The following is a 24593-nucleotide window of genomic DNA, read 5'->3' as shown; positions in this document are numbered from 1 at the left end:
AGGTAGCATTGAAACCGGACAAAGCAACGAATCTTTTTTTATATTTGCGGGCAAACTGCAATATCACGTTATGACAAACAAGATCGCACTCCTCACATTCGTCGCCGGAATTGTTCTTTTTATCGGCTGCGTTCCCACCAAAAAATTCAATGACGTCCAGCAGGCCCTGGCTTCCGCCCGGTACGACAGCGCCCAGCTGGCCAACAAAGTGAAAGACCTCCAGGCCGCCATGGCGAGAAAGGACCAGCAATCTGCAAAGTCCATCGATTCGCTAAACCAGCAACTGGAGGCCCGTCGTACGGAGATCGCGACACTCAATAAACAAATTGCCTCCCTCACCGGCAAGAACAAAGACCTGGCATCCGAAGGCGCCGCCCGCCAGGCCGCGCTGACAAAGAGCCAGAAAGAACTGCTCGAGAACCAGGCCAAGCTCGAACACCTGCAGGCCCTGATGGACAAACAGAAACACGCCATCCAGGACATCCTCAAAAAAATGAACAACGCCCTCGTAGGCTTCAACGCAAAAGACCTCTCCGTCTCCATCAAGAACGGTAAGGTCTATGTCAGTCTCTCCGAGAACCTGCTGTTCCCCTCCGGCAGCGCCGTCGTCAATCCCAAAGGCAAGGACGCCCTCTCCAAACTGGCGGTCGTCCTCAACCAGAACTCCGATATCACCGTCGATATCGAAGGCCACACCGATTCAATTCCCATCCACGGCAAATACCAGGACAACTGGGACCTCAGCCTGGCCCGTTCGGCATCCATCGTTCGCATCCTGACGGTCGACTACCGCGTCGATCCCACCCGGGTGATCGCGTCCGGCCATAGCCAGTACGAGCCCGTTCAATCCAACGCGACCTCGGAAGGCCGCGCGCAGAATCGCCGAACCGATATCATCCTCTCGCCAAAGCTCGACGAGCTCTATCGCCTCCTGCAAACACCCGACTCCAACGGGCTTTAATATATGCCGGAACCGGGCGCCCACCCGGTTCCGGTTTCTTTATTTACACTGCTTCACCACCCAATTCACCATGAACTCCAACGCCGCCGGCGCAAACGTCTGCTCGATCTTCGCATACTCCCCCGGTAGCCCGGTCGTACACTCCTGGAACAGGTGATTGAGATCGGGAAACTCCTTGACCTCAAAATGGGTATTCCCGCCTTTCTCCAACGCCCGGCCGATAGCCACCAGATTCTCCTCCGGCGGCACCTGCAGGTCCTTCGAGCCGGCCATCGCCAATACCGGGCACCGGACCCGCTCCAGCGCCGGCGCCGGGTCATAGGCCAGGAAATATTCCATCCAGGGACTCGTCAGCTGCCCGATCGCCGCGCGGACGACTTCCGGTCCCCCCGACTTCAGTGCCGGGACCTGGACCGATCGCTGTTCAAAGTAGGCGGCCAGCTGTTGTTTGATCGTATCGGCATGCTCCAGCCGCAAGCTGTCCCGGACGATGATATCCATCGCCCCCCGGTTCACGTCAACCATTTCCTGCGCCGGCTTACCCCATCCCCCGCTTGCCTGGCCGATCAGCTGTTGCTGCGAAAGAAGGATCTCCTCGCCCCGCAAACCCGGCCCCGCCAGCAGGACGATACACCGGATATCCCCGTTCCGCGACGCTACCAGCGGCGCGATGATCCCGCCCTCACTATGACCGATCAATCCGATCCGCCGGGCGTTGACCTCTTTCCGGGTCTTAAGATAGGCCACCGCCGCTTCGACATCGGTGGCGAAATCCGCCGTCGTCGCCTTGCGGAAATCGCCGGTCGACCGCGCCGTTCCCCGGTCATCATACCGCAATACCGCAATCCCCCGCCGGGTGAGCGCATCTGCGATCACCAGGAAAGGCTTATGCCCCATCAGGCTCTCGTCGCGGTCCTGCGGCCCGCTGCCCGTGATCAGCACCACCGCAGGAAATCTCCCTTTTCCGGGTGGCAGGGTCAACGTACCGGCAAGCACGACACCCGCCCCCTTATTCTCGATCCGCACCTCCTCCTCGACATACGGATAAGGCCTTACCGGCGTCTGCGGCCGGACCGGCGCCGCCGGCATGCCCCGCCGCATCTCCAACGGAAAGGATAGCCCCGCCTGCCGGAAGGTCCCCGTAATAAGGCTGTCCCTCCACTCGCCGCTGTATTCGATCTTAGGCTGGGCAACTTCCAGCGTCAGCCGCCCGTCCACCAGCCGGGCAGAGGCGACGGGGATCCCATTGACACCCTGGTCCGGGCTGTCCATCAAGGCATTATAACCCGTATCCTGCCTGGTGATGTGAAAGACGATATGCACCTGTATGGCGCCGGCCTTCAGCAGACCCGTCCAGTCACCCGTGATATCCTGCGCCGACGCCGCGAGCGCAACCCATAGAAGCCCCGCCGTCGCGATAACCTTTCTCATTCTTTGAAGATACAAAAAAACAATCGGGGACAACAGGTCCCCGGGCCAAAGGCCAATCAACAAATGGGCCGGCCCGGCTTGCCGGGTCGGCCCAACGAAAGGTTGTAAATTCGGGTCGAAACTCAGGACTGGATCTTAAAGGTAAAATAGGAACAAGGGCTCGACAGCTAATGGTTATGGAACACTGGACACAACTATACTTTACTGTTAGTTCTTTTCAGGTCTTCTTTATACAAAAGAGTGAACATCTGCAACACGTCGATACTGAACAGCCCGGCCATCTCATAAACATCTCCCACAGAGAACTTCTTCGGCTGTTCCATCATGATAGTAAACCTGTCTACCTTCTTTCCCATATCGTTGGCCACTACCGTCTTCTTGATATATTTAAAGATATCGCCGAATGTTTCAATTTGACCTTGGGACAGCATGGGTTTGATAAGGTCGTAACGCGGGTCTCTGGTTCCCATAATCAAAGAAAGTGTTTTTTTGAATTAGATGAAGGCTTCCAAAATGCTATTTTTTAATCGTGTCTCTTTTTCTACCCCACTTCTTCCGCATCTGAATCCAGATTCAGCCCTATCAAACTCCCGTTTTGCCATTTTCTCTAAAACCCGCTTCAGCAAAGGATCACAAAGCATTTTGTCAAAACAAATTTACTAATATTTTTAGTATTTAGAGAACTAAAAATATTAGTTTTGTTTCCACAAGACCTTCCCATGTACTTTTGCAAGTCCTATTTCAGTTTTAACTATGGAACATTCGCTACAGAAGAATTAGTAGAAGCGGGAGTAGAGGCAGGAGCTACCGCATTGACACTTACCAACATCAACTCCACCTGCGACGCCTGGGATTTCGTCCGGTTTTGCGGCCGGCACGGCATCAAACCCATCCTCGGCGCGGAGATCCGAAACGGCAACAACCTTCTCTACATCCTGATCGCAGCCAATAATAAAGGATACCGCCGGATCAACGAGTTCCTCTCCGATCATTTACGTGACAAAAAGCCCTTCCCCGAACCCGGCGCCTTCGACCCGGTATTTGATACCCCTACGGATGGATTCATCATCTATCCGCTCGGCGGCAAGACGCCGGAATCGCTGGCCGCCAACGAACGCATCGGGGTGCTGCCCGGCGAGGTCAATCGCCTGCTAAAGCTGCCGCTGGCCTCCTATCCCGACAAATGGGTCATCCGGCAGCCCGTAACGTTTCAGAACAAGACCTGGTACAACCTTCATCGGCTCCTCCGGGCGATCGACCGCAACACCCTGCTGTCCAGGTTAAAACCCGAAGACCTCGCCTCCCCGCAGGAATACTTCTTTCCCCAGGCGGACATGCTCACCGCCTTCCGGCAATATCCGGCCATTATTACAAACACGTACCGGCTGATCGACACCTGCGCCATAGAGATGGATTTCGGGGTGGATAAGAATAAACAGCTCTTCACCGCCAGCCGCGAGGACGACCGGGTATTGCTCGAAAAGCTGGCCCGCGACGGGTTCCGGTTCCGCTATGGCGCCAATAAAAAGATAAAGGAACGGTTCGACAAAGAGCTGCGCATCATCGATCAGATGGGTTTCACGGCCTATTTCCTCATCACCTGGGATATGATCCGTTATGCCCAAAGCCGGGGTTTCTACCACGTCGGCCGCGGCAGCGGGGCCAACTCCCTCGTCGCGTACTGTCTTCAGATCACCGACGTGGACCCCATCGAACTGGATCTCTATTTCGAACGGTTCCTGAATCCTCACCGGATGAGCCCGCCCGATTTCGACATCGATTTTTCCTGGCTCGACCGCGACGAGATCATCGACTATATGATGAAACGCTATGGCCGGAACCACACCACGCTGCTGGGAATGTACCCGACCTTTCAATATAATGCCATCGTTCGCGAGCTGGGCAAGGTCTTCGGCCTTCCCAAGGCCGAGATCGATCACCTGGCGGCAAAAGGATATTCGGAGGACAAGATCCAGCGAACCATTCTCCAATACGGCAAACTGCTGCAAAACTTCCCCAGCGGGCTGAGCATCCATCCCGGCGGCATTCTCATCTCCGAAAAACCGCTCTCCAGTTACTGCGCGATCCATCTTCCGCCAAAGGGCTTCCCGACCGCGATGATCGATATGTTCGTCGCGGAGAACATCGGGCTCTACAAGCTGGATGTGCTGAGCCAGCGGGGCCTGGGACATATCAGGGAATGTATCCAGCTGATAAGGGCCAACCACCGCATCGACATCGATATCCACGAGATCGATAAATTCAAGAAAGACCCGGACATAAAGGAACAGCTCCGCGCCGGCAACACCATCGGCTGTTTTTATATCGAGTCGCCCGCCATGCGGCAGCTGATAAAAAAATTGAAATGCGACAGCTACGAGGGCCTCGTGGCCGCCAGCTCGATCATCCGGCCGGGCGTAGGACGCAGCGGGATGATGCATCAGTACATCTACCGGCATAACAACCCGGGCAAGTTCGAATACCTCCATCCGAAATTAAAGGACATCCTCGGCTCCACTTATGGCGTGATGATCTACCAGGAACAGGTCATCCAGGTGGCCAACGAATGGGCCAACATGGAAATGGCCGACGCCGATCTCCTGCGCCGCGCCACCAGCTCCAAATATCGCGGGAAGGGACACCTGCCGATGTTAAAGGAGAAGTTCTTCGCCAATTGCAGGGAGGCAGGCTATGCCACGGATGCCGTGGAAGAGGTCTGGCGGCAGATCGAAAGCTTTGCCGAATACAGCTTCTGCAAGGCGCACTCGGCAAGCTATGCCGTGGAAAGCTACCAGAGCCTTTTCCTGAAGACCCACTATCCCATAGAGTTTGCCGTGGCCGTGATCAACAACTTCGGCGGGTTCTACAGCCGGGAGCTGTATTTCTATGAGCTGATGCGGGCCGGCGCCCAGGTACACCGGCCGTGCGTAAATAACAGCGATTACCTGACAAATATCCATGGAAAAGATGCCCACGTGGGCTTCGTGCATATAAAGGGACTGGAGCAGGCCTTTGCCCAGCGGATCATCGACGCCCGCCAGGACGCCGGTCCCTATGCCGGTCTCGCCGATCTCATCGAACGCACCGCCCCCACTCCCGAGCAGCTGGACATCCTCATCCGCACCGGCGCCCTCCGGTTCACCGGGAAAAACAAGAAAGAGCTGTTATGGGAAGGCGATTTCTTACAAAAGAAGACAAAGCTTACTCACCCGGCGCCTCATCCGCTGTTCAGAGAGGCGCCCGTCGCCTATATCCTCCCCGAGCTCCCCGTCTACCCCATGGAGGATTATTATGATGACATCCAGCTGCTCGGCTTCCCCGCCGGCGACCCCTTCTTCCTGGTGGACGACGACCCTTCCCGGTATCTCACCGCCCGCGATCTTCCCGGCCATATCGGCCAGACCGTGACCGTATTGGGCTACCATATCACCCACAAACCCGTCCGGACAGCGAAAGGCGACACGATGAGCTTCGGCACTTTCCTCGACGTCCACAAAGAATGGATCGACACCGTACACTTCCCACCCATCCATGCAGCGCATCCCCCCCAGGCCGGCTTTTTCCGCATCACCGGAAAGGTGATCGAAGAGTTCGGCGTCTGCAGCATCGAGGTTACCCGTGTCGAAAAGGCCGGAATAAAAGCACGAACACCGCAAACCGTCTGACATGTCTGCCCCCATCATCCCCCCCGCCGTCGATCCGGCCGCATCCCGCCGCCATATCGCCCATTTCGATCTCGACGCATTTTTCGTATTGGTGGAATGTCTGAAAAATTCCCGGCTAAAAGGCAAGCCGTTGCTGGTAGGCGGCTCCGGCGATCGCGGCGTCGTCGCAGCCTGCAGCTATGAGGCCCGGAAATTCGGCATCCATAGCGCCATGCCGATCCGGCTGGCCCGCCGGCTTTGCCCCGAAGCCATCATCATCCGCGGGGACATGGAATCCTATTCGAAGTATTCGCGCCTGGTGACCGAGATCGTGCAGGACAACGTGCCGCTGTTCGAGAAAGCCTCGATCGACGAGTTCTATATCGATCTGTCGGGCATGGATAAATTTTTTGGGTGCAGCCTTTTTGCAAAGGAACTGAAGACCCGCGTGACACGCGAAAGCGGCCTGCCCGTATCCTATGGGCTCGCCAGCAATAAACTGATCAGCAAGGTCGCCACCGGCGAGATAAAACCCAACGGCCAGCTGGAGATCGCCTTTGGCGGGGAAAAGAGTTTCCTCGCCCCGCTCTCCGTTGCCAAACTGCCCGGCATCGGAAAGGAAACAGCCTACAAGCTCATCCGCCGCGGCGTCGAGACGATAAGAACGCTAAGCGATATCCCCGTCGAGATGCTCGGCGCCATGCTCGGAAAGAATGGGATCGATCTCTGGCGAAAAGCCAACGGCCTCGACGAGTCGCCCATCATCCCCTACCGCGAGCAGAAGTCCATCTCCACCGAACACACCTTCCAGACCGACACGATCAACCTCGGCTTCCTCCACGCACAACTGGTCCGCATGACCGAATCCATCGGCTTCGATCTCCGCCGCCAGGACAAGCTCACCGGTTGCGTAACCGTCAAGCTCCGCTATTCCAACTTCGACACCGTCGCCAAACAAAAGACTATCGACTATACCAACGCAGATGATATTCTTCTCGCCACCGCGCAGGAGCTGTTCGACAAACTCTACGACCGCCGCATGCTCATCCGCCTTCTCGGCATCCGCTTCACCCGGCTCGTTCCAGGAAACTACCAGATAAAGCTATACGAAGATACCCAGGAAATGATCCGCCTCTACCAGTCCATCGACTCCATCAAACGCCGCTACGGCGAGAAAGCGCTCCTCCGCGCTGTGGGAGTCAAAAGGGACCCATAAAAAATCGTAATTTACGTCCATGTACAACCCCCTTCCACTATTCACCCGGGGCCTCCTCGACGACCAGCTCGCCAAAGGCAAACGCTGGTTCGTCAGGCAGACCTTTCCCCGCGGCATGGAAGCAAGACTGATCGCGGCCTTCCTGATCCGGGGCTATGACGAAGAAGAAAAGGCCACAGCCGATCAACACCTCACAGCCTTAAAGAAGGACGGCAACGCCTTTCTCTATGACGCCGAGATCCCCGCCCAGCTGGAAAAGCTGCGCATCGCCGCCGGCCAGCCCTTTGGCTACAAGATCTTTTACGCTGCCCGCAAAGGCGTGGAATGGAAACCACCGGCCCAATACCAGGAAAAGATGCGCCACTATCTTCGCCGCCATCACCCTGCATGGCGACCGCAGAAACAAGGGGACAAGATACAGATCGGACTCTATGAAGAACTTGGCCAACTTTTTCTTAAATTCAGCTATTCCGACGAGGACGATACCATTCCATTTGACCTCATAGAAAAATATTGACATGTGCCTTGACATCGCCTTTTATTCCGCCTTACAGCTCATCGACGAGTATTTCCCCAACCTCGCCCATGACGGCGAGATCAGCTTCGACCTCGACATGGGCATGCATTTCATGGCCCTCGGGCATAACCGTTACCCCGTGATCATCTTCGAAAACGGAGGGTACCACCGCAAGAACTTCGAATGGGGGATCATCGCCGAATACATGGATACCCCCGAAAAGATAAAGGCCATGCGCAAATCGATGGTCAACGCCCGCAGCGAAAAGATCATCGAAGACAAACGCTCGTTCTGGCACCGGATCCGCGGGACGCGTTGCCTCATTCCCGTCACGGGCATCTACGAACACCGCGAGATAAAAGGCTGGAAGAACAAGGTCCCCTATCATATCCGGTTAAAGAACCGCCCCCTGTACTGTATCCCCGGCCTGTATCACTACAACACAAAGATGCCTTCCGATCCCGAAACAGGTGAAGTGCGGGGCATGTTCACGCTCATTACCCGCGCGGCCAATCCACTCATGCGGCAGATCCACAACAGCGGCGACAACGCATTCCGGATGCCGGTCTTCCTGACGAAGGAAATGGAACTCGAGTGGCTGAGACCCGATCTCACCGATTCGGACATCGCCCGCATCCTCAACTACGAGATGCCATCCGAACAGCTCATCGCCGAGCCCGTCTTCAGCATCCGCAGCAGAACGCCCCGGCCCGACGGCAAGCCAAAGAACGAACCGTTCCTTTATGCCGATCTTCCACCCTTAGTATGCTAGCATCGCATCTCTTCGTCATCGTCCTCCTCATCGGAGCCGCCGCCGCCGCTGTCTACCGCCGGAAGCTGACACCCGCCGCCGGCATCACCGGCGTGCTAACGGGAGCAGCTATCTATGCCGGCAGCGGCTACCCGGGATTGTTACTGCTCGCGCTGTTCTTCATTCTCGGCACCGCCGCTACGTCCTGGGGTAAGGAAAAAAAACGCAACATCAAGGGCAGTGCCGCGCATGAATCAAGCCGCACGCCGGGCCAGGTCCTGGCCAATGCCGGCGTCGCCGCTATCCTGGGACTGCTGATCATCATCATCCCTCACCACTATTCGCTCTTTCTCCTCCTGATGGCCGCAAGCTTTTCTTCCGCCACCGCCGACACTCTTTCTTCAGAACTGGGCATGGTCTATGGCCGCCGGTTCATTAATATTCTTACACTAAAACCCGACCAACGAGGGCTGGATGGAGTCGTCAGCCTGGAAGGAACCTTCATCGGTATCGTGGGATCGATCCTTATCGCCGCCGCATGGGCCCTCGCCACCCAATGGAGCCTTCATCAATTCATCACCATCGTCCTCGCTGGCACATTCGGCAACCTCGCCGACTCCGCCCTCGGCGCACTCTTCGAACGAAAAGGCAAACTCGGCAACAACACGGTCAATTTTCTGAACACCGCCATCGCTGCGCTCTTCGCCCTCGTCCTATCGTAGAAAAAAATCTTTGCAATTTGCCAAATTATTTAGCAAAACACCTTATCTTTATAGAGGCTGCGCCAATTAAACCATAGTCATTTTGCCTTATTCTATCCCGACTGACCGGTCGCCGCAAGGCGACTGGTTAGCTCTTTAACCGGCGGAGTCCGGTTAGCCCGCTTGCGGAAAGACATTGGCGAACTACCCAATCACCGGTAAAAAAGAAGACAGGACAGTGCAGGACAGCATGGCGTATAAGTACGGGATCTTTTATTTGGGCTTCATTTGCTAAATCATCGGAAACCCACTACCAGCAAGGGTTTTATACAAATTTTAGGATGTTTGAGATAATAGAATTAACACGAAGTTGTCTCCCCCGCACCCGAAAAGCATAGTATATTTGTACCATCAAACACGATATCAAAGGCGCCCGTAAAAAGGTGCCATCCAGATAAAGAGTTTTCATATGGCAAGCAATCGTTAGAGGTCGGCTGTTTCTACAGCAGACCTTTTTTTTATCCTTACTTTCCCAAACAACAAACGATCAGCCACCCCCCAAAAACTGAAATCCGCGAACAATGTCGCGGACTCAGCTTCCTATATGTAACACGCGCAGTATGCAAATTCCTAGAAGAACCAGCTCGACAGCTGACTCCGGCTGGCTTGCAGCCAATTCTGAGAAGGCTTGGGAGTATTATCCACCAGCTCGAATTCCTGGATCTTGATCTTCACCGCTATCACCGCCTCATCATTCATCTTCGCCTTCATCTCATCGCTCAACTCTGCATTGGCGTTAGCCTCATCCAACTCCGTCTGCAGAAAAGCGGTACCCCTTACCTTTACAAAGAAATCCTTCCCTTTCTTGAAGAAATCCAGCTTCGCAGGGATCTCCTTCTCATATGCTTCGATATGCATCGGCGGCTTCGGGATCACGAACCAGATCTGCCCTTCGCTATCCAGCTCCACATCGGATACTACATGCGTCGGGAGCTTGACGATCGAGTTGCTTTCGTTGAAAAACAACGCACTCTGCAATTCATCGATCTTACTCTTCAACATACCTGCTTGTAATTCCTGGGATTTAGCGAAAGTCATAATTTTCATTTTTGGGTACATTGACTTAAAGACAATTGGCATACCAACTCTCAAAACACTGATTTTAAACTACTTGAAAACACTTACCCCCCTTCCCGCCGTCCCAGTTTGGGATTAAGTTTCCAAAAAAGCAGCCCGAAGACCCATTTTGAGTGATCTTTGCGCCGCTATTCCTGTTAAGCACCTGGAAGGTCCTCGTCCGAAGGACAATCATTAGCGCTTTGCCGGAGATACGCTACCTTTTGGAAAAGCATATCTCGGGCAAATATTATAGACCGAAAACACCATTACTATATATATGATCATGAGGGCCCGGCTCATCACCCTTTTTGTATTTATTGCCTCCGTATCCTCCTTCGGACAGCAGCGCGAAAGGATCCCTTTGGACACCGTTCCCGCCCATCCCGCCATTAAGAATAAAAATCTCCTCGCCTTTCCCTTTGCCGTCCGCTCGTTGGAGACCGACTGGGGCTTTGGCGGCATCGCCGCCCGCTTCTTCAAAGCAAAAGATACCACCATCCGAACCTCGGATATCAATCTCCTGGGCTTATACACGCTTCGTTCCCAGCTGATCCTCGTCCTCAGCTCCACCATCTTCTTTCCAAAAGAAGATCATATCGCCCGCTTCCAGGCCTCCTATAGCTATTACCCCGACGATTTCTGGGGCCTGGGTAACCACACATCCTTCCAGGATAAGGAAGGGTTCTCCCAAAAGCAGTTCTTCATCAATCCGCAGTTCCTGAAACGTATTCACGGGAACCTGTACCTCGGCGTTACCTATGAGTTCCAGCACACCGGCCCCGTAAGCTATACCCCGGGCGGGGTCTTCGACAAGCAAAGCATCCCAGGCCGGCATGGCGGCAATACCTCGGGCATCGGCCCCATCCTGTCCTGGGACACCCGTAACAATGCCTATAGCCCCGATCGCGGCGCCTTCGCGGAGATCCAGTTCGAATACTTCGATCAGCACCTCGGCAGCGATTTCAATTTCCGCCTGCTGAGCGTCGACCTCCGGAAATTTATCCACCTTTCCGATAAAGAGGTCTTCGCCCTCCAGGGCCTCGGCGGCTTTACTTTCGGCGAGACGCCCTTCCGGAAATTGGAAGAACTGGGCGGAGCGGATATGATGCGCGGCTACTATGGCGGGAGGTTTACCGATAAATGCCTCATGGCCTACCAGGCCGAATATCGCCGCTTCCTGTTCTGGCGCCTCGGCGCGGTAGCCTTCGCTTCAACCGGGGAAGTCGCCTCCACCCCCCGCAAATTCGAGCTGGATGGATTCCACTTCGCCTATGGCGGTGGAGTGCGTTTCGCATTAAGTAAGGAGGAAAAGCTGAACCTGCGGGTCGACTACGGCATCGCCAAACATTCCAACGCATTCACGGTCCAGCTAAGAGAAGCCTTCTAGGCCCCGGCGGACCACAGCCCGCTAAGGCATCCGTTTCAACCCGACGATCCCAATCAAAATAAACCCCATATAAACGAACTGCTGCCAGTCATACGGCGTCTTATAAAATACGATCTCCACAAACTTCACCCCGATCAACGCCGTTCCCATCCAGACAGCCAGCGCCGTCGAAGCGGGAATTTCCTTCATCGCCACCGAAAAGCAATAGATATTGCCCAATCCAAACACCACATAACCGGCAAACGGCGCCAATACCAACCAATTGTCCCAATGAGAAAAAAAACCCTGCCATTGCAGGGCCTTGAGCTTTTTCACGCTCAGAAACCGCAAAGAGAAAGTCCATGCGATCTCAAAGACCGACGCTATAAAAAGATAGATCCAGGCCATATCTGTAAAAAAACTAAAATCATGCCGCCTCGCCATCCGCCGCGATCCGTTCCTTCCCCTCGGCCGCAGCCCCCGTCCGCTCCGACCCGATCCCCCGCCCGGCAACAGTCCCGCCAATGCCAAACTTCCGCAACATCCACTGCCAAACCCGCCGCCGGGAATGATAATAAGCCCTAAACCAGGGATACCGCTCCACCCACTTCCGCTCGTCGATCCGCTTCACCGAAAACCAATGCTGCAGGAAATAATCCTTGGGATAATCATAATACAACCCATATTCCGCCGGCTTCTTCCGGCCGGGCAGGTAAGCCGTCCCAAAGATCCAGTCCCACATGGCGAATTTAGTCGAATAATTGGCATAAAACACCGCCCTGTCATTGGCGTGATGCCACTGATGCATCTCGGGACCGTTGATGAAATATTGCAATTTCCCGCTTCGGACATCGATATTGGAATGGATATACATCCCCCAGACCGCGTCGATCAGCGCCTTGATGGGGACCACCGGCGAATCCGGCCCCAGCAACAACACGATCGGTGCAAATTCGATCGTCTGGTTGATAATGATCTCCACCACATGCGACCGCGTCCCCGCCAGCCAATCCACCTCCTTGTTCGAATGATGCGCCTCATGCGTCCGCCAAAGCAGTTTGGAATGATGCTGCGCCCGGTGGAACCAGTAGATGTAAAAATCATGGATCACCAGAAAAAGCAATACCTGCAGCGCGACCGGCCAATGATCCAGCCAATGCATCGACTCCAGGTGCCAGCTCCGCCGCATCGGCTCGATGAGATAGCCGAAAATGAGGATCTTCAGGAAATAACTCTGGATAAAGGTATACCAGATAAGATCCACCCAAAATCCATCCCGGAACACGGGAATTCCCTTGGTATAAGGGAATCTCCGCTCCAGCCAGACAAAGACGAAAACGCTGATCACCAACGCCGCCGTAGTATAGTATACAATAGTACCCATTAATTACAAAGCTGTAGCCGTCGGACGAGCCCTCCTCAAACGTTTCATCGCCCCAAGCTCGCTGTCGTATACGCGCTTCACACCATCCCCAAGCGCCAGCTCCACGTCTCTGATATCGCGCACCAGCTTCTGCATTCCCTGCGGTTCCACCGAAGCCGCCTGGTCGGATCCCCACATCGCGCGATCGAGGGTAAAATGCCGCTCCACAAAACAGGCGCCCATCGCTACGGCCGCAACCGTCGTGGCCAGCCCCGTTTCGTGACCGGAATACCCGATCGGGGTGTCCGGATACAGCTCGCCCAACGTCTCGATCATCCGGAGATTCAGCTCCTGTGGCGGACAGGGATAGGCCGAGGTCGAATGCGCGATCATCATGTTCTCCGTACCGAACTTATCGACCGCCGCCTTGATCTCGTCCATCGTCGACATTCCCGTCGACAGGATGAACGGCTTGCCCGTCTGCTTCACCTTCTCGATCAACGCAAAATCCGTCAGCGAAGCCGAAGCGAACTTATAGACGCCGGGGTTGAACTGCTCCATGAAGTCCACCGATTGCTCATCCCAGCAGGAAACGAACCAGTCGATCCCCTTCTCCTTGCAATACGCATCGATAGCGGAATACTCGTCATAACCCAGCTCGATGATCTTCCGGTAATTGATGTACGTCATCCGTCCCCAGGGCGTATCCCGTTCCAAATGCCATTGATCTTTAGGAGTACATAGCTCCGGCGTACGCTTCTGGAACTTTACCGCATCACAACCCGCGGCAACCGCCTCATCGATCAATTTTTTGGCGATATCGAGGCTTCCATTGTGATTGATGCCGATCTCGGCGATGATGTACACAGGTTGGCCGGCACCAATGCTTCTGTTGGGACTAACGCGAAATTTGGTGTTCATAAATTATTGTTTAAGTAGTTGAATGATCTGTTCTGCAAACTCCCGGAAGGCCCCATATCCACCCCGTTCCTGGCATTGATAGTGGACACATTCGCGAACCGCCGGCATCGCATCTCCCGGACAGGCGCTGAGCCCCACCCGCTGCAATACCTCCAGGTCGTTGACATCGTCCCCGATAAAGGCGATCTGCTCCCAGGTCAGTCCATGCGCCGCCAGTATCTCGTTCATCCGCCCCAGCTTATCCTTCACCCCCAAATACAGATGTGTGATCTGCAGCTTCTCCGCCCGCCGGACAACCGAAGGCGACAGCTCACCGGTCATAATACCCGTATCTATCTGACAAAGCTTCCTCAACCGCTCCACCCCCATCCCGTCCCGGATCGAGAAACGTTTCATCACCTCGCCATTCTCTCCATAATACACCCCGTTATCGGTGAGTACGCCATCCACATCCGTGATCAATAGCTTGATTTTTTGTGCTTTTTCCTTACTCATATGACTGTCCACCCCCCGTCGACAATAAGATTCGCTCCCGTCATGTAAGCCGACGCATCACTGGCCAGGAATACGATCGCCCCCTTATAATCGGATGGCGCAGCCATCCGGCCTAACAATGTCTTTCGGGAATAGTTATTTTTAAAAAATTCATCCTGCCTGTTCTCCACCCCTCCCGGCGATAGCGCATTCACCCGCACTCCCTTGTTTCCCCAATACGCGGCCAGGAATTTCGTAAACCCGATCACGGCCGACTTGGTCACCGGGTAAGCAGGCGACTTATAAAAGGTCTGCTCCCCCGCCTCATTCCGGTAAATGCTCTGGTCCGGGGCCACAACCCCATAGGTCGAGGCGATGTTGATAATGCTTCCCGTCCCCTGCTCCGCCATCACCCCGCCCAACACCTGCGAACAAAGGAATACCCCGCTGACATTCACTTTCCACGATCTGTCCCACATCTCCAGCGGATAGTTCTCGAACATCGATTGCTGACCCGCCAAAAGGGGATTTTCGAACATATCGTTGATGGCGGCATTGTTCACCAGCACATCGATGCGCCCAAAGGCATCCAGGATCCGCGCCCGCGCCGACTGCAAAGATGCCACGCTGGTCACATCCAACCCGATACCCAAATGCGGTCCCTTGCCCTGTTCTGCTCCATCCCGCCCCCCCAGCTTCGCCGCAACCGCCGACGCCGCCTTCTCATCCAGGTCAGCCGCCACGACCCTCGCCCCTGCCACTGCCAATGCCTCGCAATGTTGCGTCCCCAACAGCCCGCAGGCCCCGGTGACGATCGCTATCTTATCGTCCAATGAAAATAATTCCATGCTATGCCTTGATCGCTGGTTTCATGTTAAAATTGCTCACCTTGCGGAACACAGCCTCCACAGGCTTTCCCTTCAGTCGTTTTGCCACATCGCCTGCCTCCACCGCTTCCTTCAGCAGCCCAAGCACTTCCCGGTAAGCCTTCAGCGTATACTCCACATCGGCATCCGAATGGCTGTACATCATATTGTGAAAACCCGACCACAGGATGCCCCGCTTGATCAATTCCTGCTGAACATACGACTTCAGCTCGAGCGGGTTACCCGCCGTCGCATCGAAGCTCACCATCGACCTGCATTCATAACCGATACACCGCGTATATCCATCGATGCCGAGCTCCTTCGCCAACACATTGTACCCCTCTTTCAATTTCTTCCCCTGGACGGCAAGATAAGCGGGAACATTCTTCTCGATCAGCTCCTGGATAGTAGCCACCGCCGCAGCCAGCGACAACGCTTCCCCGCCAAAGGTCGTATAGAAGAATACGTCTCCTTTGAACAGCTCCATGATCTCCCGCCTGCCGGTCAGCAGCGAGATCGGCATGCCATTGGCGCAAGCCTTCGAATAGCAGGCCAGGTCCGGCGTAACACCAAAATATTCCTGCGCTCCGCCGACCGCGATCCGGAAGCCCGTCCACATCTCGTCGAAGATCAGCAACGTGCCGTTGGCCTCACATAAAGCCTTCAGCTCCTGCAAAAAATTATTTTTCGGCGCTTCGAAAACAAAAGGCTCTAAAATGACACAGGCCGTATCGCTGTCCAGCGCATTGCGCACCGAATCGAGATCATTGTACTCGAACGTAGCGCTCAGGTCCTTGACCGCCGCTGGTATCCCCGCATTCCGGCTCGTCACGCCGATATACCAGTCATGCCAGCCATGATAACCACAACAAAGCACCTTATTTCTTCCCGTATATGCCCTGGCCACCCGTACCGCCGCGCTGGTCACATCCGCGCCGGTCTTGCTGATCCGGATGGATTCGGCATTGGGAATCACTTTGTGGACCAGCTCGGCCAGAACGACCTCCAGTTCATGCATCATCGAGAACGTGATGCCGTCCTTCAGCTGTTCGATAATGGCCTCATCTACACGCGGATACGCATATCCAAGGGATAACGGTCCGATCGCCGCGTTATAATCGATGAATTCATTGCCATCCACATCCCAGACCCGCGAACCCTTGCCCTTCTTCAGATATTTGGGCGCCACGCCGTCCACATACTGCCCCGGCCCCTTGGCCATCGTCTGCGTCACGGGAGTCATGATCGGTTTTGCCCGCTCATACAGGGCATCGGAATTCGTGGTCACCGGGTAGTCTTCATTAAAAGCAACTTTATTTGGCATAACTGACAGAATTTATTTTTGAAACGATCGTCTTTGTCATCTTCTCCGGTGTAAACCCTTCGGTCTCCAGCACCTGGTTCAAAAGCCCCGGCCGGAACCAGCGCTCTCCAAGGGACAACGGCACCACGTCGGCCACCAGCCGGCGCCGCAGCAATACCTCCGCAACAATGCTGTAAAGTCCCCCGGTCTGCAAATGGTCTTCAATAGTCACCAGGTGTGCCGAACCAACCACCGCCCGTACAATGGCTTCTTCATCCACCGGCTTCAGCGACCGCATGTTGACAAGCCCCACCGAAAGCCCTTCCCGCTCCAGCAGTTCCCGGGTCCGGTAGGCATTCTCGAACAGGAATCCATATACCAACAGGGTCACATCCTTCCCTTCGGCGACGATCTCCGCCTGCCCCGGCCGATACGGCGCATGCTCGTAAACGCCTTTCTTGTGATTGATCCGCGTATAAGCAGGCGACGGAGAAGACCAGATATGCCCCAGCATCTTCACCCCGTCGTCCTCGTCCGCCGGCGCATACACCTCCATGCCCGGTATACCACGCATGATCGCAACATCCTCGATGGACTGGTGCGTCGGCCCATTCCCATCCGAAAGAAAGCCGGGAATATATCCGGAAAGCTTAACCGGCAGGTTCGCAATCCCCACGTCCGTCCGGATGAATTCATAGGCCCGCATGGTCAGAAAAGGCGCGAGAGCATGCACGACAGGGATCCGCCCGCGAAGCGCAAGCCCCGCAGCCATGCCCACCATCGTCTGCTCCGTTATCCCCGTATCGATAAAGCGATTGCCCAGGACCTTCGGCGCACTGCGCACCAGTGCCCGGTTCTCCGCCGTCATCACGACGATACGCTCGTCTTCCAATGCCGTTTGTATCAGGAGTTCTTCGTAAGTCATAAGTTCTTTATTACCGTACAACCAATGTTTTGGATTCAAGAGAAGCGGCTGTATTCCCATGCAGCTCCCCCAATAATTGCGCTACTTCCGCGGCCGTAAAACTGCAGAACCAGCGGTCCGCCCGGGCCTCGATGCTCGGTAACCCCTTACCGCGAACTGTATCGGCGATGATCACCCGCACCTTGCCTTGCGGCGACCGCTCACTAAACGCCTTTTCCAATTGCCCGAATTCGTGGCCATCCACCCGTGAAACAAAACAGCCAAATGCTTCAAACTTGTCGGCCAGCGGCTCCAGCGGCACCAGCTCTTCGGTCCGGATATTGGCCTGGAACTGGTTCCGGTCAACCAGAATGGTCAGATTATCCAGTCCATAGGCATTCGCCACCAGGATCGTCTCCCAAACACTGCCCTCGTTCAACTCTCCGTCACCCGTGATCACGACAACCCGGTTGTCTCCCTGCCGCAGCCGGCAATCGAGCGCTACACCCGCCGCCACCGCCGGCAAATGCCCCAGCGAACCCGAATGGAACTCGACACCCGGGATATTGCGGTTCGGATGCCAGTAGATGCTGTCCGCAGTCGACAGGTGATTGCCCAGGCGGGAAGCATCCATCAAGCCCATCTCGGCAAAAGTTCCGTATAGCGCGGGCACGTCATGGCCTTTCGAAAGAAAAAGATAGTCCCGGTCAGGATCGGCCGGCCGGTCCTTGTCTCGCCGGATCACCCGCGCATAGCAATAGACCATCAGCTCCACACAGGAAAGCGAAGCGCCGATAAAACATCCCCCGCCTTCCGACATCCGGATGATATGTTCCCGGACACGCAGAGCCGTCGATCGCAGGGACTCCAGTTCGGTTTTTGTCATCATTTACTTATAATTGTTTTGTCTGTTCAGCACTGACGGTTTTCAATTCATCGAGATGATGCCGGTACCAGTTGACCCCGGCATACCCGCTGTTTATCGCATAGATATCCGGCCGCCGCTCCAGCAAGGCCAGGATATCGGCAACTCCAAAGAAAGGATTCGAAGGATACAGCTCATCATACACCGCGCGGATAAAAGCATAATCTTCCGCATAGTCGATGGTGAACCGGTGACTCATCGAATAGTCAACGCCGCCTTCCATAACCACATTCCCGATCCGGAATTCATCCGGCCGCTCCCAAAAGTAAGGAGTCGTATGCTCCCGCTCCAATGGCCGGTTGGCCTCCCGCCAGGCCCGCCCGAGCGCGGAAAAGGTCATGATCTCGACATCGTTGCCATCCGGCCAGGTCGCCGGATGCAGGTTGCTGACAAAGTCGTATTCGCCAGGATGGTCCAAATAAAAGGATATGACGGTATCAATAACAGCCGGATCGATCAGGGGACAATCACTGGGTATTTTGATTACAGCCCGGGCAGGATAAAGTAGCGCCGCCTGGTAATGCCTGTCCAGCAGATCCTGCGCATCCCCGCGGAAACAATCCAACCCCTCCTTGCGGCATACCTCCCCGATCGGATCGTCGCCCGCATCGGTAGTCGTGGCAACGATCACCCGGCCACATAGCCGCGCAGCCTTGACCCTTTCGGCCTGCCGCACAAAAAGAGGCTTGCCCTGCAAAGGCATCAGCACCTTGTCAGGGAGACGGGACGAACCCCTTCTCGTTTGAATGATGGTAATGATAGATTCCACAAAAATTCGTCTTTCGTTCCGTTGAATTCAATATACCGGCGGCAAATGTCCGCGATGGACGCCGCCGACGTCCCGCCGTTCTGAACAGGCGCCAGCCTCCTCAATTCATCGACGTCAAAATATGAATGTACTTTCTTGCCCAGCGCGATACCGATATACACGACCGTGGAATATTGAGTGATCAACTCATCGCAGTTGGCGATCATTTGCTCCGTATTCCCTTCGGTGTAAATGCTGGCCCCCGGCGCATATTGTTTGATCTCCCCCATCGCCCGCTCCTTCAGTTCGTTCGGATGCAGTTTGAAAAGCAGCGGCCTGCCCGCCGCTATTCGCACACATCGGCGGATAAAGGCCGGCCGGTCGTCCTTATTGAAACACTCCCTGATATCGGAAGTTGCCACCATCACATAACCACGCCGCGGAAAATCATTTTTCAACAGCGCCGCGGCATTATCGTAATTGGGAATACCGGTGACCACGATCCTCTCCGCATCCGTACCATATCGGGCAAACTGATCCTTATATCCCGACGAGGCCGCACAATAGATATCACAGATGTTGCCGGCTCCGTTGAAGGCCGTGTTCCTCGCCCAATACCCCGGCAGCCCCAGCCGCCAGGTCATCCTCCCCCAGGAAGTAATGGGATCGGTCATCCCCTCCTGTACCCAAATGGTCTTCCCTTTCCGCAACTCCCGGGTCACCAGCAGATCCGAACAAAGCACCTTGAGATCATAACGATTTTGATAAACGCCCTGCGCATAGTCGTTGCGCAATCCATGTTTTTTAAGATAAGCATCCCCCTGTCGCTTGAACTCGCCCGAAAGGATCGTCGTGTCCAGGAACCCGCCGCGGACCGCTGCTTTTATGATGGGATGCTTGCTGTATAACTGGCTGAAGAAACAATCATAGTCAGGCAAATGAGACGCTATCTGATGCATCTGGCTAGCCTGGTTAGGTGATCCTATGATGAAAAGTATCTTTTTCCGTGGCGCCATGGTATCCTTCGACATGTGTTAGCAGACTTAGTTTACCACCGTATTACAATCTTCTCCTGATAAAGTTACTAAGCTTGACTAATTAATCCGCAAATTTCTTTTTATCTTAGGTACCAATTGCAGCCCGGACCGAAAATCATAATTACTTAATATTGTGCGTTCAGCGCCGCATTTATCAACTATTTATCCAGATACGGAAGTATCGCCTGCTGCCAGATGCGATAGCCCTTATCATTCATGTGCAGCCTATCGGCAGCAAAAAGATCTTCCATCGGATGTCCCTGTGCGTTCAGCATCAGGTGATACACATCCACGAAAGAAGCATGGCTGTGCTCGGCCATAAAATTCCGGATCAGATCGTTGGCCCGCTCCATCTCCGGCATCAGGCGCTCCCGGCTAGGACTCGGCTTGATCGAAACATACAGGATGTCTACATCATTGCCCAGATGCTTCCGGATCAGCTCGTATAAATGCTGGAATTTTTTGAACACCTTCTTTCCGTTCACCTTCTTATCCGCGGCCAGGTCGTTGTCGCCGCAATAGACAACCACCTGCTTCGGGTGATAAGGATAGATGATGTCTCCCGCATAATGGACGACGTCATCCAGCGTCGATCCGCCAAAGCCGCGGTTAAGGATCGGATAACCGGGAAAATCTGCTTGTACCGTCGTCCACTTGCGAAAGCTGCTGCTCCCGACAAAAACGATCGGATTCGCAGGCGGACGATGAAGACTGTCTCTATGCTTGAACTCGGCTATCTCATTCCAAAAAGGCGCCGGAGCCTGCTGCGCAGCCAGCCGTTGAACAGTTAGCAATAAAAAGGAGAGGAGAAAGGCAAACAGCAGTTTTTTTTTCATCGCGGCTTTTCCATGGTTTCATCAAAGCTACGATATTCCGGAATGTTTCCCCCATGGTTAATACTATCTTTGTCCCATGGTTACCGCCATCCTGCTGGCCGCCGGCTCCTCCCGGCGAATGGGCGCCTCAAACAAACTTCTACTCCCCTGGAAGGGGAAACCCTTAGCCGTCATCACAGCCGGAAATATCCTGGCGGCCGGCGTCGGGGAACTTATTATCGTCACCGGTCACCAGGCCGCCGAAACCACCGCCGCCTTCAGCCACCTTCCCGCCCGGATCATCCACAATCCCTATCACGAACAAGGCATGACGTCCTCCATCCAAACCGGCGTCAGCATCGCCGCCGGTCAGGGGTACCTCATCTGCCTCGCCGACATGGCCCTTATCACGCCGGAGGAATATGTCCTCCTCATAAAGGCTTTCGAACCGGAATACAGCAGGAATATCCATTGCATTCTCGTCCCCGAATACCAGGGGCAGAAGGGCAATCCCGTCCTCTTCTCCGCCGCATGGCGGGATTCGATCCTGCAACACCCCGAAGAGGACGGCTGCAGGACCCTCGTTCGTAACAACGCCCAACATCTCCGCCCCATCGCAATGCCCACTGATCATATCCTGCGGGACGTCGATTCAACCGCCGATTACCAACATCTCCTCGTATCTTAGCGATCCTCCTATGGTTCGGATATCTGCGCTCGCCTTTCTATTCTGGCTCGTGACGCTTACGGGCAATGCCCAGTCGCCCACCCTATCGATCCGCGGTACGGTACGGGACAGTCTCACCAAACAGCCGCTCGAAGACGCTACGGTTTCGCTGGTCCGCGCCGGAGATGGCAGTTTGCTACGCCGCGCGCGCAGTAAAAAGGAATTCGTCTTCGATCATCTCACCGCCAACCGGTATTGGATCGTTACTACCTATCTCGGCTATGCGACAGACTCCGCCTCGATAACCCTCGGCAACAACGACAGCACCGGGAAAAAGGTCCGCATCCTGCTCCATCACAGCGCCAGGGCCATGATGGAAGTGGTGGTCCATGCCGTGATCCCCCCGGCCATCGTAAAGAATGATACCATCGCCTTTAACGCCGCAGCCTATCCCACCCGGCCGAATGCCACCGTAGAAGACCTTCTGCGCAAACTGCCGGGCATCGATATCGATAAGAGCGGCAATGTCACCATGCAGGGTCAGAAAGTGGACAAGATATACCTGGACGGCAAGGAATTCTTCCTCAACGACCCGCGGACCGCCACCCAAAACCTTCCCGCCGATATCGTCGACCAGATCGAGGCCTTCGACTCGCAAACCGACCGGTCGAGACTCACCGGGATAAAAGAGACGACGGGCACAAAGTCCATCAATATCAAGCTAAAGAAAAATCGCCGCCGCGGGTATTTCGGCAAGGTCTACGCCGCCACGGGCTCCGGCGGCGCAACCAGCCCATCCGATCTCACCGGCAGCTACTCCACCGGGGGAACGGTGACCAACCTCGGCGCCAACTGGATCTTCGGAACGGGTAACCTTAACAACATGAACAACCAGTTCACCGGCGCCGACAATAGGACCGGCCCGGGCAGCGGCGGTCTCCAGACGCTCGACAACGGACAACTGAACTTCCGGACCAACAAAAGCAACCGGCTGAACCTTACCCTCAACGCAGGCACCAACGGCTCGCACACCACCATCGACCAGTCGACCCGGAAAAAGACGATCCTCACGGACTCCGCACTGAACGAGAACCGCTACAGCAGCCAGGTATCCCGCAACCGGTCCTGGCACATCAATGCCTTCGCAGAATACAACATCGACAGTTTTTCCACCCTCAACCTCCGCAGCGTCTGGGCGCCCCAGGCCTCCTCGTCCAACAACGGCGACACCGTGGCCATTTCCACCGAAAAAGGAACGGCCGGTTGGTTGAGCTCCCAGGGACACACCGGCAACGGCAACCATTCGGACGGCTACTCCCTCAACAACACGATCAATTTCCGCCGGCGCTGGCGGCTCCCGGGACGAACGCTCTTCATCAACGCATCCCAATCCTATAGCCACCAGGACCAACCTTCCTCCGTCTATAACCTCGTAAATAACTTCGACAGCACCCAGGCCCTGCTGCAACGAACGCTGACCAACCAGCGATCCGACCAGTTCTCAAAAGACAATAACTACAACGCCTCGGTCTCTTATACCGAACCGCTGAAGCCGGGACATATCGTCGATCTCACCTATGGGATCAATCACAGCGTCAGCCACTCGGACAAACAGTCCAATGACTTCGACAGCGCCACCGGCCAATACGATCTTCCGGATACCCTCACCACCAATCATTTCATCAACTACAACACTATCCAGCGATTCAGCGCAGGCTACAACGCCACGGAAGGCAAATACCGTTACCAGCTGGGTGTCACCCTCCAGCTCAGCGATCTCGACGACCGGAATCTGAGCAAGGCCACCGCCATCACCCAACGCCAGGTGAACTGGTACCCCCGCGCCTCCTTGTTCTACGCGCCCTCAAAAGGCAGCGGTGTCAAACTGACCTATACCGCCAGCACGACCAGCCCGACCATCCAACAACTCCAGCCGCTCCCCGACCTCACCAACCCCTTCCTGGTCCGCATCGGCAACCCCGATCTGCTCCAGCAGCTGACGCATACCCTGAACGCAGCTTACACCAGCTTCAACAGCCATACCTTTCACAATCTCCAGCTATCCCTGCAGGGCGATCTTGCCCAGCACGAGATCACCCCGGCAACGACCGCATTGCCCGGCGGGATCCAGCAACAGCAATATGTGAATGTGGACGGGGTTTGGCATCTGTCCTCGAATCTTACCTACGGCTTCCCTCTCGGCGATCAGCGGAAAGGCAACAGCAGCATCGCCCTCCGGGGACATTATGGCCGCGACGTGAGCATCGTCAACGGCAGCCGGAACAGGACAACGGGATTGGGCTGGGGCAGCACCGTGAAGCTGAATTTTCACCCCACCGACAAGGTCTTCGTCGAAGGCGCCGGCAGCATCGACCAGGCCACCTCCCTCTATTCGATATACGCCAACCAAAACACCAATACCTGGGTGCAGAACTACACGATCGACGCTGCCTATGAATTACCCGGCGCCCTTACCGTCGCAAGCAACTATACCATCCAGATCAACGGCAGCCAGGGCACTCTCCCCGGCAAACAGGTCTCACTATGGAACGCCAGTATCTACAAGGACCTTTTCCGCGACCGCAGCGCCCAGATCCGCCTCTCGGCATTCGGTATCCTCAACACGCCCAGCAACTTTACACAGACGGTCGGCTTGAACTATGTCCAGACCCAACAAACCAACATCCCAGGCCGCATCCTGCTGCTGAGCTTTATCTACCGCTTCCACCATTTTCCAACGGTTAAACGGCCTTCCTAGCCAGGCTTTGTCACCGGGGCGGGAAATGGCGGTACACCGCCCCTCGGATAAGAAGTCGAAGCACAATAACAATCGGATGAGTACACTCTATGCCGATCCGCCAATC

23 protein-coding genes are annotated in these 24593 nt (G+C 55.3%); 9 read left to right on the top strand and 14 right to left on the bottom strand.

Annotated features, from left to right (window positions below; genetic code table 11):
• Window positions 1–70 precede the first annotated feature (70 nt).
• A complete protein-coding gene (locus tag VHE34_RS25445; RefSeq protein ID WP_325593230.1) occupies window positions 71–961 on the top strand; it encodes an OmpA family protein in 891 nt (296 codons plus the stop codon).
• 39 nt (window positions 962–1000) lie between these two features.
• On the opposite strand, the gene VHE34_RS25440 is transcribed toward VHE34_RS25445, so the two are convergent.
• Window positions 1001–2392: an alpha/beta hydrolase family protein gene (locus VHE34_RS25440; protein WP_325593228.1), complete on the bottom strand. Its 1392-nt coding sequence runs from the start codon at window positions 2390–2392 to the stop codon at window positions 1001–1003.
• 194 nt (window positions 2393–2586) lie between these two features.
• Window positions 2587–2823 (bottom strand): hypothetical protein, encoded by a 237-nt coding sequence (locus VHE34_RS25435; RefSeq protein ID WP_325593226.1) that lies wholly within the window; start codon window positions 2821–2823, stop codon window positions 2587–2589.
• Between the two features lie 267 nt (window positions 2824–3090).
• On the opposite strand from VHE34_RS25435, the gene VHE34_RS25430 reads away from it, so the two are divergent.
• The 5 genes from VHE34_RS25430 to VHE34_RS25410 are packed head-to-tail and all read left to right on the top strand — an operon-like array spanning window position 3091 to window position 9242.
• The gene (locus tag VHE34_RS25430) at window positions 3091–6057 is read left to right on the top strand and encodes a DNA polymerase III subunit alpha (RefSeq protein ID WP_325593224.1); all 2967 of its coding nucleotides are present in this window, start codon (window positions 3091–3093) and stop codon (window positions 6055–6057) included.
• A 1-nt stretch (window position 6058) separates the two neighbouring features.
• Window positions 6059–7252, top strand: coding sequence for a DNA polymerase IV (dinB, locus tag VHE34_RS25425; protein WP_325593222.1), 1194 nt, complete (start codon window positions 6059–6061; stop codon window positions 7250–7252).
• Between the two features lie 19 nt (window positions 7253–7271).
• Window positions 7272–7769 (top strand): hypothetical protein, encoded by a 498-nt coding sequence (locus VHE34_RS25420; protein ID WP_325593220.1) that lies wholly within the window; start codon window positions 7272–7274, stop codon window positions 7767–7769.
• 1 nt (window position 7770) lies between these two features.
• A complete protein-coding gene (locus VHE34_RS25415) occupies window positions 7771–8541 on the top strand; it encodes an SOS response-associated peptidase (RefSeq protein WP_325593218.1) in 771 nt (256 codons plus the stop codon).
• Window positions 8535–9242, top strand: coding sequence for a DUF92 domain-containing protein (locus VHE34_RS25410; RefSeq protein WP_325593216.1), 708 nt, complete (start codon window positions 8535–8537; stop codon window positions 9240–9242). The genes VHE34_RS25415 and VHE34_RS25410 overlap by 7 nt, the downstream gene beginning before the upstream one ends.
• A 609-nt stretch (window positions 9243–9851) precedes the next feature.
• On the opposite strand, the gene VHE34_RS25405 is transcribed toward VHE34_RS25410, so the two are convergent.
• Window positions 9852–10319, bottom strand: coding sequence for a hypothetical protein (locus VHE34_RS25405; protein WP_325593214.1), 468 nt, complete (start codon window positions 10317–10319; stop codon window positions 9852–9854).
• A gap of 298 nt (window positions 10320–10617) precedes the next feature.
• Here VHE34_RS25405 and VHE34_RS25400 point away from each other — a divergent pair, with 298 nt between their 5' ends.
• Window positions 10618–11727, top strand: coding sequence for a BamA/TamA family outer membrane protein (locus tag VHE34_RS25400; RefSeq protein WP_325593212.1), 1110 nt, complete (start codon window positions 10618–10620; stop codon window positions 11725–11727).
• Window positions 11728–11748: 21 nt separating this feature from the next.
• On the opposite strand, the gene VHE34_RS25395 is transcribed toward VHE34_RS25400, so the two are convergent.
• From VHE34_RS25395 to VHE34_RS25345, 11 genes are all read right to left on the bottom strand, one after another.
• Window positions 11749–12114 carry a DMT family transporter gene (locus VHE34_RS25395; RefSeq protein ID WP_325593210.1) on the bottom strand — a complete coding sequence of 122 codons (366 nt, stop codon included), beginning with the start codon at window positions 12112–12114 and terminating at the stop codon, window positions 11749–11751.
• A gap of 19 nt (window positions 12115–12133) precedes the next feature.
• On the bottom strand, window positions 12134–13090 hold the full coding sequence (locus tag VHE34_RS25390) for a sterol desaturase family protein (protein WP_325593208.1): 957 nt from the start codon (window positions 13088–13090) through the stop codon (window positions 12134–12136).
• 3 nt (window positions 13091–13093) lie between these two features.
• A complete protein-coding gene (locus tag VHE34_RS25385) occupies window positions 13094–13990 on the bottom strand; it encodes an N-acetylneuraminate synthase family protein (protein ID WP_325593206.1) in 897 nt (298 codons plus the stop codon).
• A 3-nt stretch (window positions 13991–13993) separates the two neighbouring features.
• Window positions 13994–14485 carry an HAD-IIIA family hydrolase gene (locus VHE34_RS25380; RefSeq protein ID WP_325593204.1) on the bottom strand — a complete coding sequence of 164 codons (492 nt, stop codon included), beginning with the start codon at window positions 14483–14485 and terminating at the stop codon, window positions 13994–13996.
• A complete protein-coding gene (locus VHE34_RS25375) occupies window positions 14482–15312 on the bottom strand; it encodes an SDR family oxidoreductase (protein WP_325593202.1) in 831 nt (276 codons plus the stop codon). The genes VHE34_RS25380 and VHE34_RS25375 overlap by 4 nt, the downstream gene beginning before the upstream one ends.
• Before the next feature lies 1 nt (window position 15313).
• Complete coding sequence (locus VHE34_RS25370; RefSeq protein ID WP_325593200.1) at window positions 15314–16654, bottom strand: aminotransferase class III-fold pyridoxal phosphate-dependent enzyme; 1341 nt, start codon at window positions 16652–16654, stop codon at window positions 15314–15316.
• Window positions 16644–17558 (bottom strand): transketolase family protein, encoded by a 915-nt coding sequence (locus VHE34_RS25365; RefSeq protein WP_325593198.1) that lies wholly within the window; start codon window positions 17556–17558, stop codon window positions 16644–16646. The genes VHE34_RS25370 and VHE34_RS25365 overlap by 11 nt, the downstream gene beginning before the upstream one ends.
• A gap of 10 nt (window positions 17559–17568) precedes the next feature.
• Window positions 17569–18426 carry a transketolase gene (locus VHE34_RS25360; RefSeq protein WP_325593196.1) on the bottom strand — a complete coding sequence of 286 codons (858 nt, stop codon included), beginning with the start codon at window positions 18424–18426 and terminating at the stop codon, window positions 17569–17571.
• Between the two features lie 4 nt (window positions 18427–18430).
• Window positions 18431–19231, bottom strand: a complete 801-nt coding sequence (locus tag VHE34_RS25355) for a glycosyltransferase family protein (protein ID WP_325593194.1) — start codon at window positions 19229–19231, stop codon at window positions 18431–18433.
• Window positions 19165–20241, bottom strand: coding sequence for a hypothetical protein (locus tag VHE34_RS25350; RefSeq protein ID WP_325593192.1), 1077 nt, complete (start codon window positions 20239–20241; stop codon window positions 19165–19167). Before VHE34_RS25350 ends, VHE34_RS25355 begins: the two co-directional genes overlap by 67 nt.
• A 164-nt stretch (window positions 20242–20405) precedes the next feature.
• Window positions 20406–21083 (bottom strand): GDSL-type esterase/lipase family protein, encoded by a 678-nt coding sequence (locus VHE34_RS25345; RefSeq protein WP_325593190.1) that lies wholly within the window; start codon window positions 21081–21083, stop codon window positions 20406–20408.
• 76 nt (window positions 21084–21159) lie between these two features.
• Between VHE34_RS25345 and VHE34_RS25340 the strand changes: the two genes are divergently transcribed.
• Together VHE34_RS25340 and VHE34_RS25335 are read left to right on the top strand one after the other, a co-directional pair.
• Window positions 21160–21750 carry a nucleotidyltransferase family protein gene (locus VHE34_RS25340; RefSeq protein WP_325593187.1) on the top strand — a complete coding sequence of 197 codons (591 nt, stop codon included), beginning with the start codon at window positions 21160–21162 and terminating at the stop codon, window positions 21748–21750.
• 10 nt (window positions 21751–21760) lie between these two features.
• Entirely contained in the window at window positions 21761–24487 is a 2727-nt protein-coding gene (locus tag VHE34_RS25335) for an outer membrane beta-barrel protein (RefSeq protein WP_325593185.1), read from the top strand.
• The last annotated feature ends 106 nt before the right edge of the window (window positions 24488–24593 follow it).

The organism is Puia sp., assembly GCF_035546395.1.
Taxonomy (GTDB): domain Bacteria; phylum Bacteroidota; class Bacteroidia; order Chitinophagales; family Chitinophagaceae; genus Puia.
Note: the sequence above shows the minus strand (reverse complement) of the source record. Positions and strands in the feature narration are given on the sequence as shown.

Bases quoted from the DNA above. Each gene is read 5' to 3' on its own strand.
- VHE34_RS25445 (WP_325593230.1), top strand. From the start codon at position 71: ATGACAAACAAGATCGCACTCCTCACATTCGTCGCCGGAATTGTTCTT.
- VHE34_RS25440 (WP_325593228.1), bottom strand. From the start codon at position 2,392: ATGAGAAAGGTTATCGCGACGGCGGGGCTTCTATGGGTTGCGCTCGCG.
- VHE34_RS25435 (WP_325593226.1), bottom strand. From the start codon at position 2,823: ATGCTGTCCCAAGGTCAAATTGAAACATTCGGCGATATCTTTAAATAT.
- dinB (WP_325593222.1), top strand. From the start codon at position 6,059: ATGTCTGCCCCCATCATCCCCCCCGCCGTCGATCCGGCCGCATCCCGC.
- VHE34_RS25420 (WP_325593220.1), top strand. From the start codon at position 7,272: ATGTACAACCCCCTTCCACTATTCACCCGGGGCCTCCTCGACGACCAG.
- VHE34_RS25415 (WP_325593218.1), top strand. From the start codon at position 7,771: ATGTGCCTTGACATCGCCTTTTATTCCGCCTTACAGCTCATCGACGAG.
- VHE34_RS25410 (WP_325593216.1), top strand. From the start codon at position 8,535: ATGCTAGCATCGCATCTCTTCGTCATCGTCCTCCTCATCGGAGCCGCC.
- VHE34_RS25405 (WP_325593214.1), bottom strand. From the start codon at position 10,319: ATGACTTTCGCTAAATCCCAGGAATTACAAGCAGGTATGTTGAAGAGT.
- VHE34_RS25400 (WP_325593212.1), top strand. From the start codon at position 10,618: ATGATCATGAGGGCCCGGCTCATCACCCTTTTTGTATTTATTGCCTCC.
- VHE34_RS25395 (WP_325593210.1), bottom strand. From the start codon at position 12,114: ATGGCCTGGATCTATCTTTTTATAGCGTCGGTCTTTGAGATCGCATGG.
- VHE34_RS25390 (WP_325593208.1), bottom strand. From the start codon at position 13,090: ATGGGTACTATTGTATACTATACTACGGCGGCGTTGGTGATCAGCGTT.
- VHE34_RS25385 (WP_325593206.1), bottom strand. From the start codon at position 13,990: ATGAACACCAAATTTCGCGTTAGTCCCAACAGAAGCATTGGTGCCGGC.
- VHE34_RS25380 (WP_325593204.1), bottom strand. From the start codon at position 14,485: ATGAGTAAGGAAAAAGCACAAAAAATCAAGCTATTGATCACGGATGTG.
- VHE34_RS25375 (WP_325593202.1), bottom strand. From the start codon at position 15,312: ATGGAATTATTTTCATTGGACGATAAGATAGCGATCGTCACCGGGGCC.
- VHE34_RS25370 (WP_325593200.1), bottom strand. From the start codon at position 16,654: ATGCCAAATAAAGTTGCTTTTAATGAAGACTACCCGGTGACCACGAAT.
- VHE34_RS25365 (WP_325593198.1), bottom strand. From the start codon at position 17,558: ATGACTTACGAAGAACTCCTGATACAAACGGCATTGGAAGACGAGCGT.
- VHE34_RS25360 (WP_325593196.1), bottom strand. From the start codon at position 18,426: ATGATGACAAAAACCGAACTGGAGTCCCTGCGATCGACGGCTCTGCGT.
- VHE34_RS25350 (WP_325593192.1), bottom strand. From the start codon at position 20,241: ATGTCGAAGGATACCATGGCGCCACGGAAAAAGATACTTTTCATCATA.
- VHE34_RS25345 (WP_325593190.1), bottom strand. From the start codon at position 21,083: ATGAAAAAAAAACTGCTGTTTGCCTTTCTCCTCTCCTTTTTATTGCTA.
- VHE34_RS25340 (WP_325593187.1), top strand. From the start codon at position 21,160: ATGGTTACCGCCATCCTGCTGGCCGCCGGCTCCTCCCGGCGAATGGGC.
- VHE34_RS25335 (WP_325593185.1), top strand. From the start codon at position 21,761: ATGGTTCGGATATCTGCGCTCGCCTTTCTATTCTGGCTCGTGACGCTT.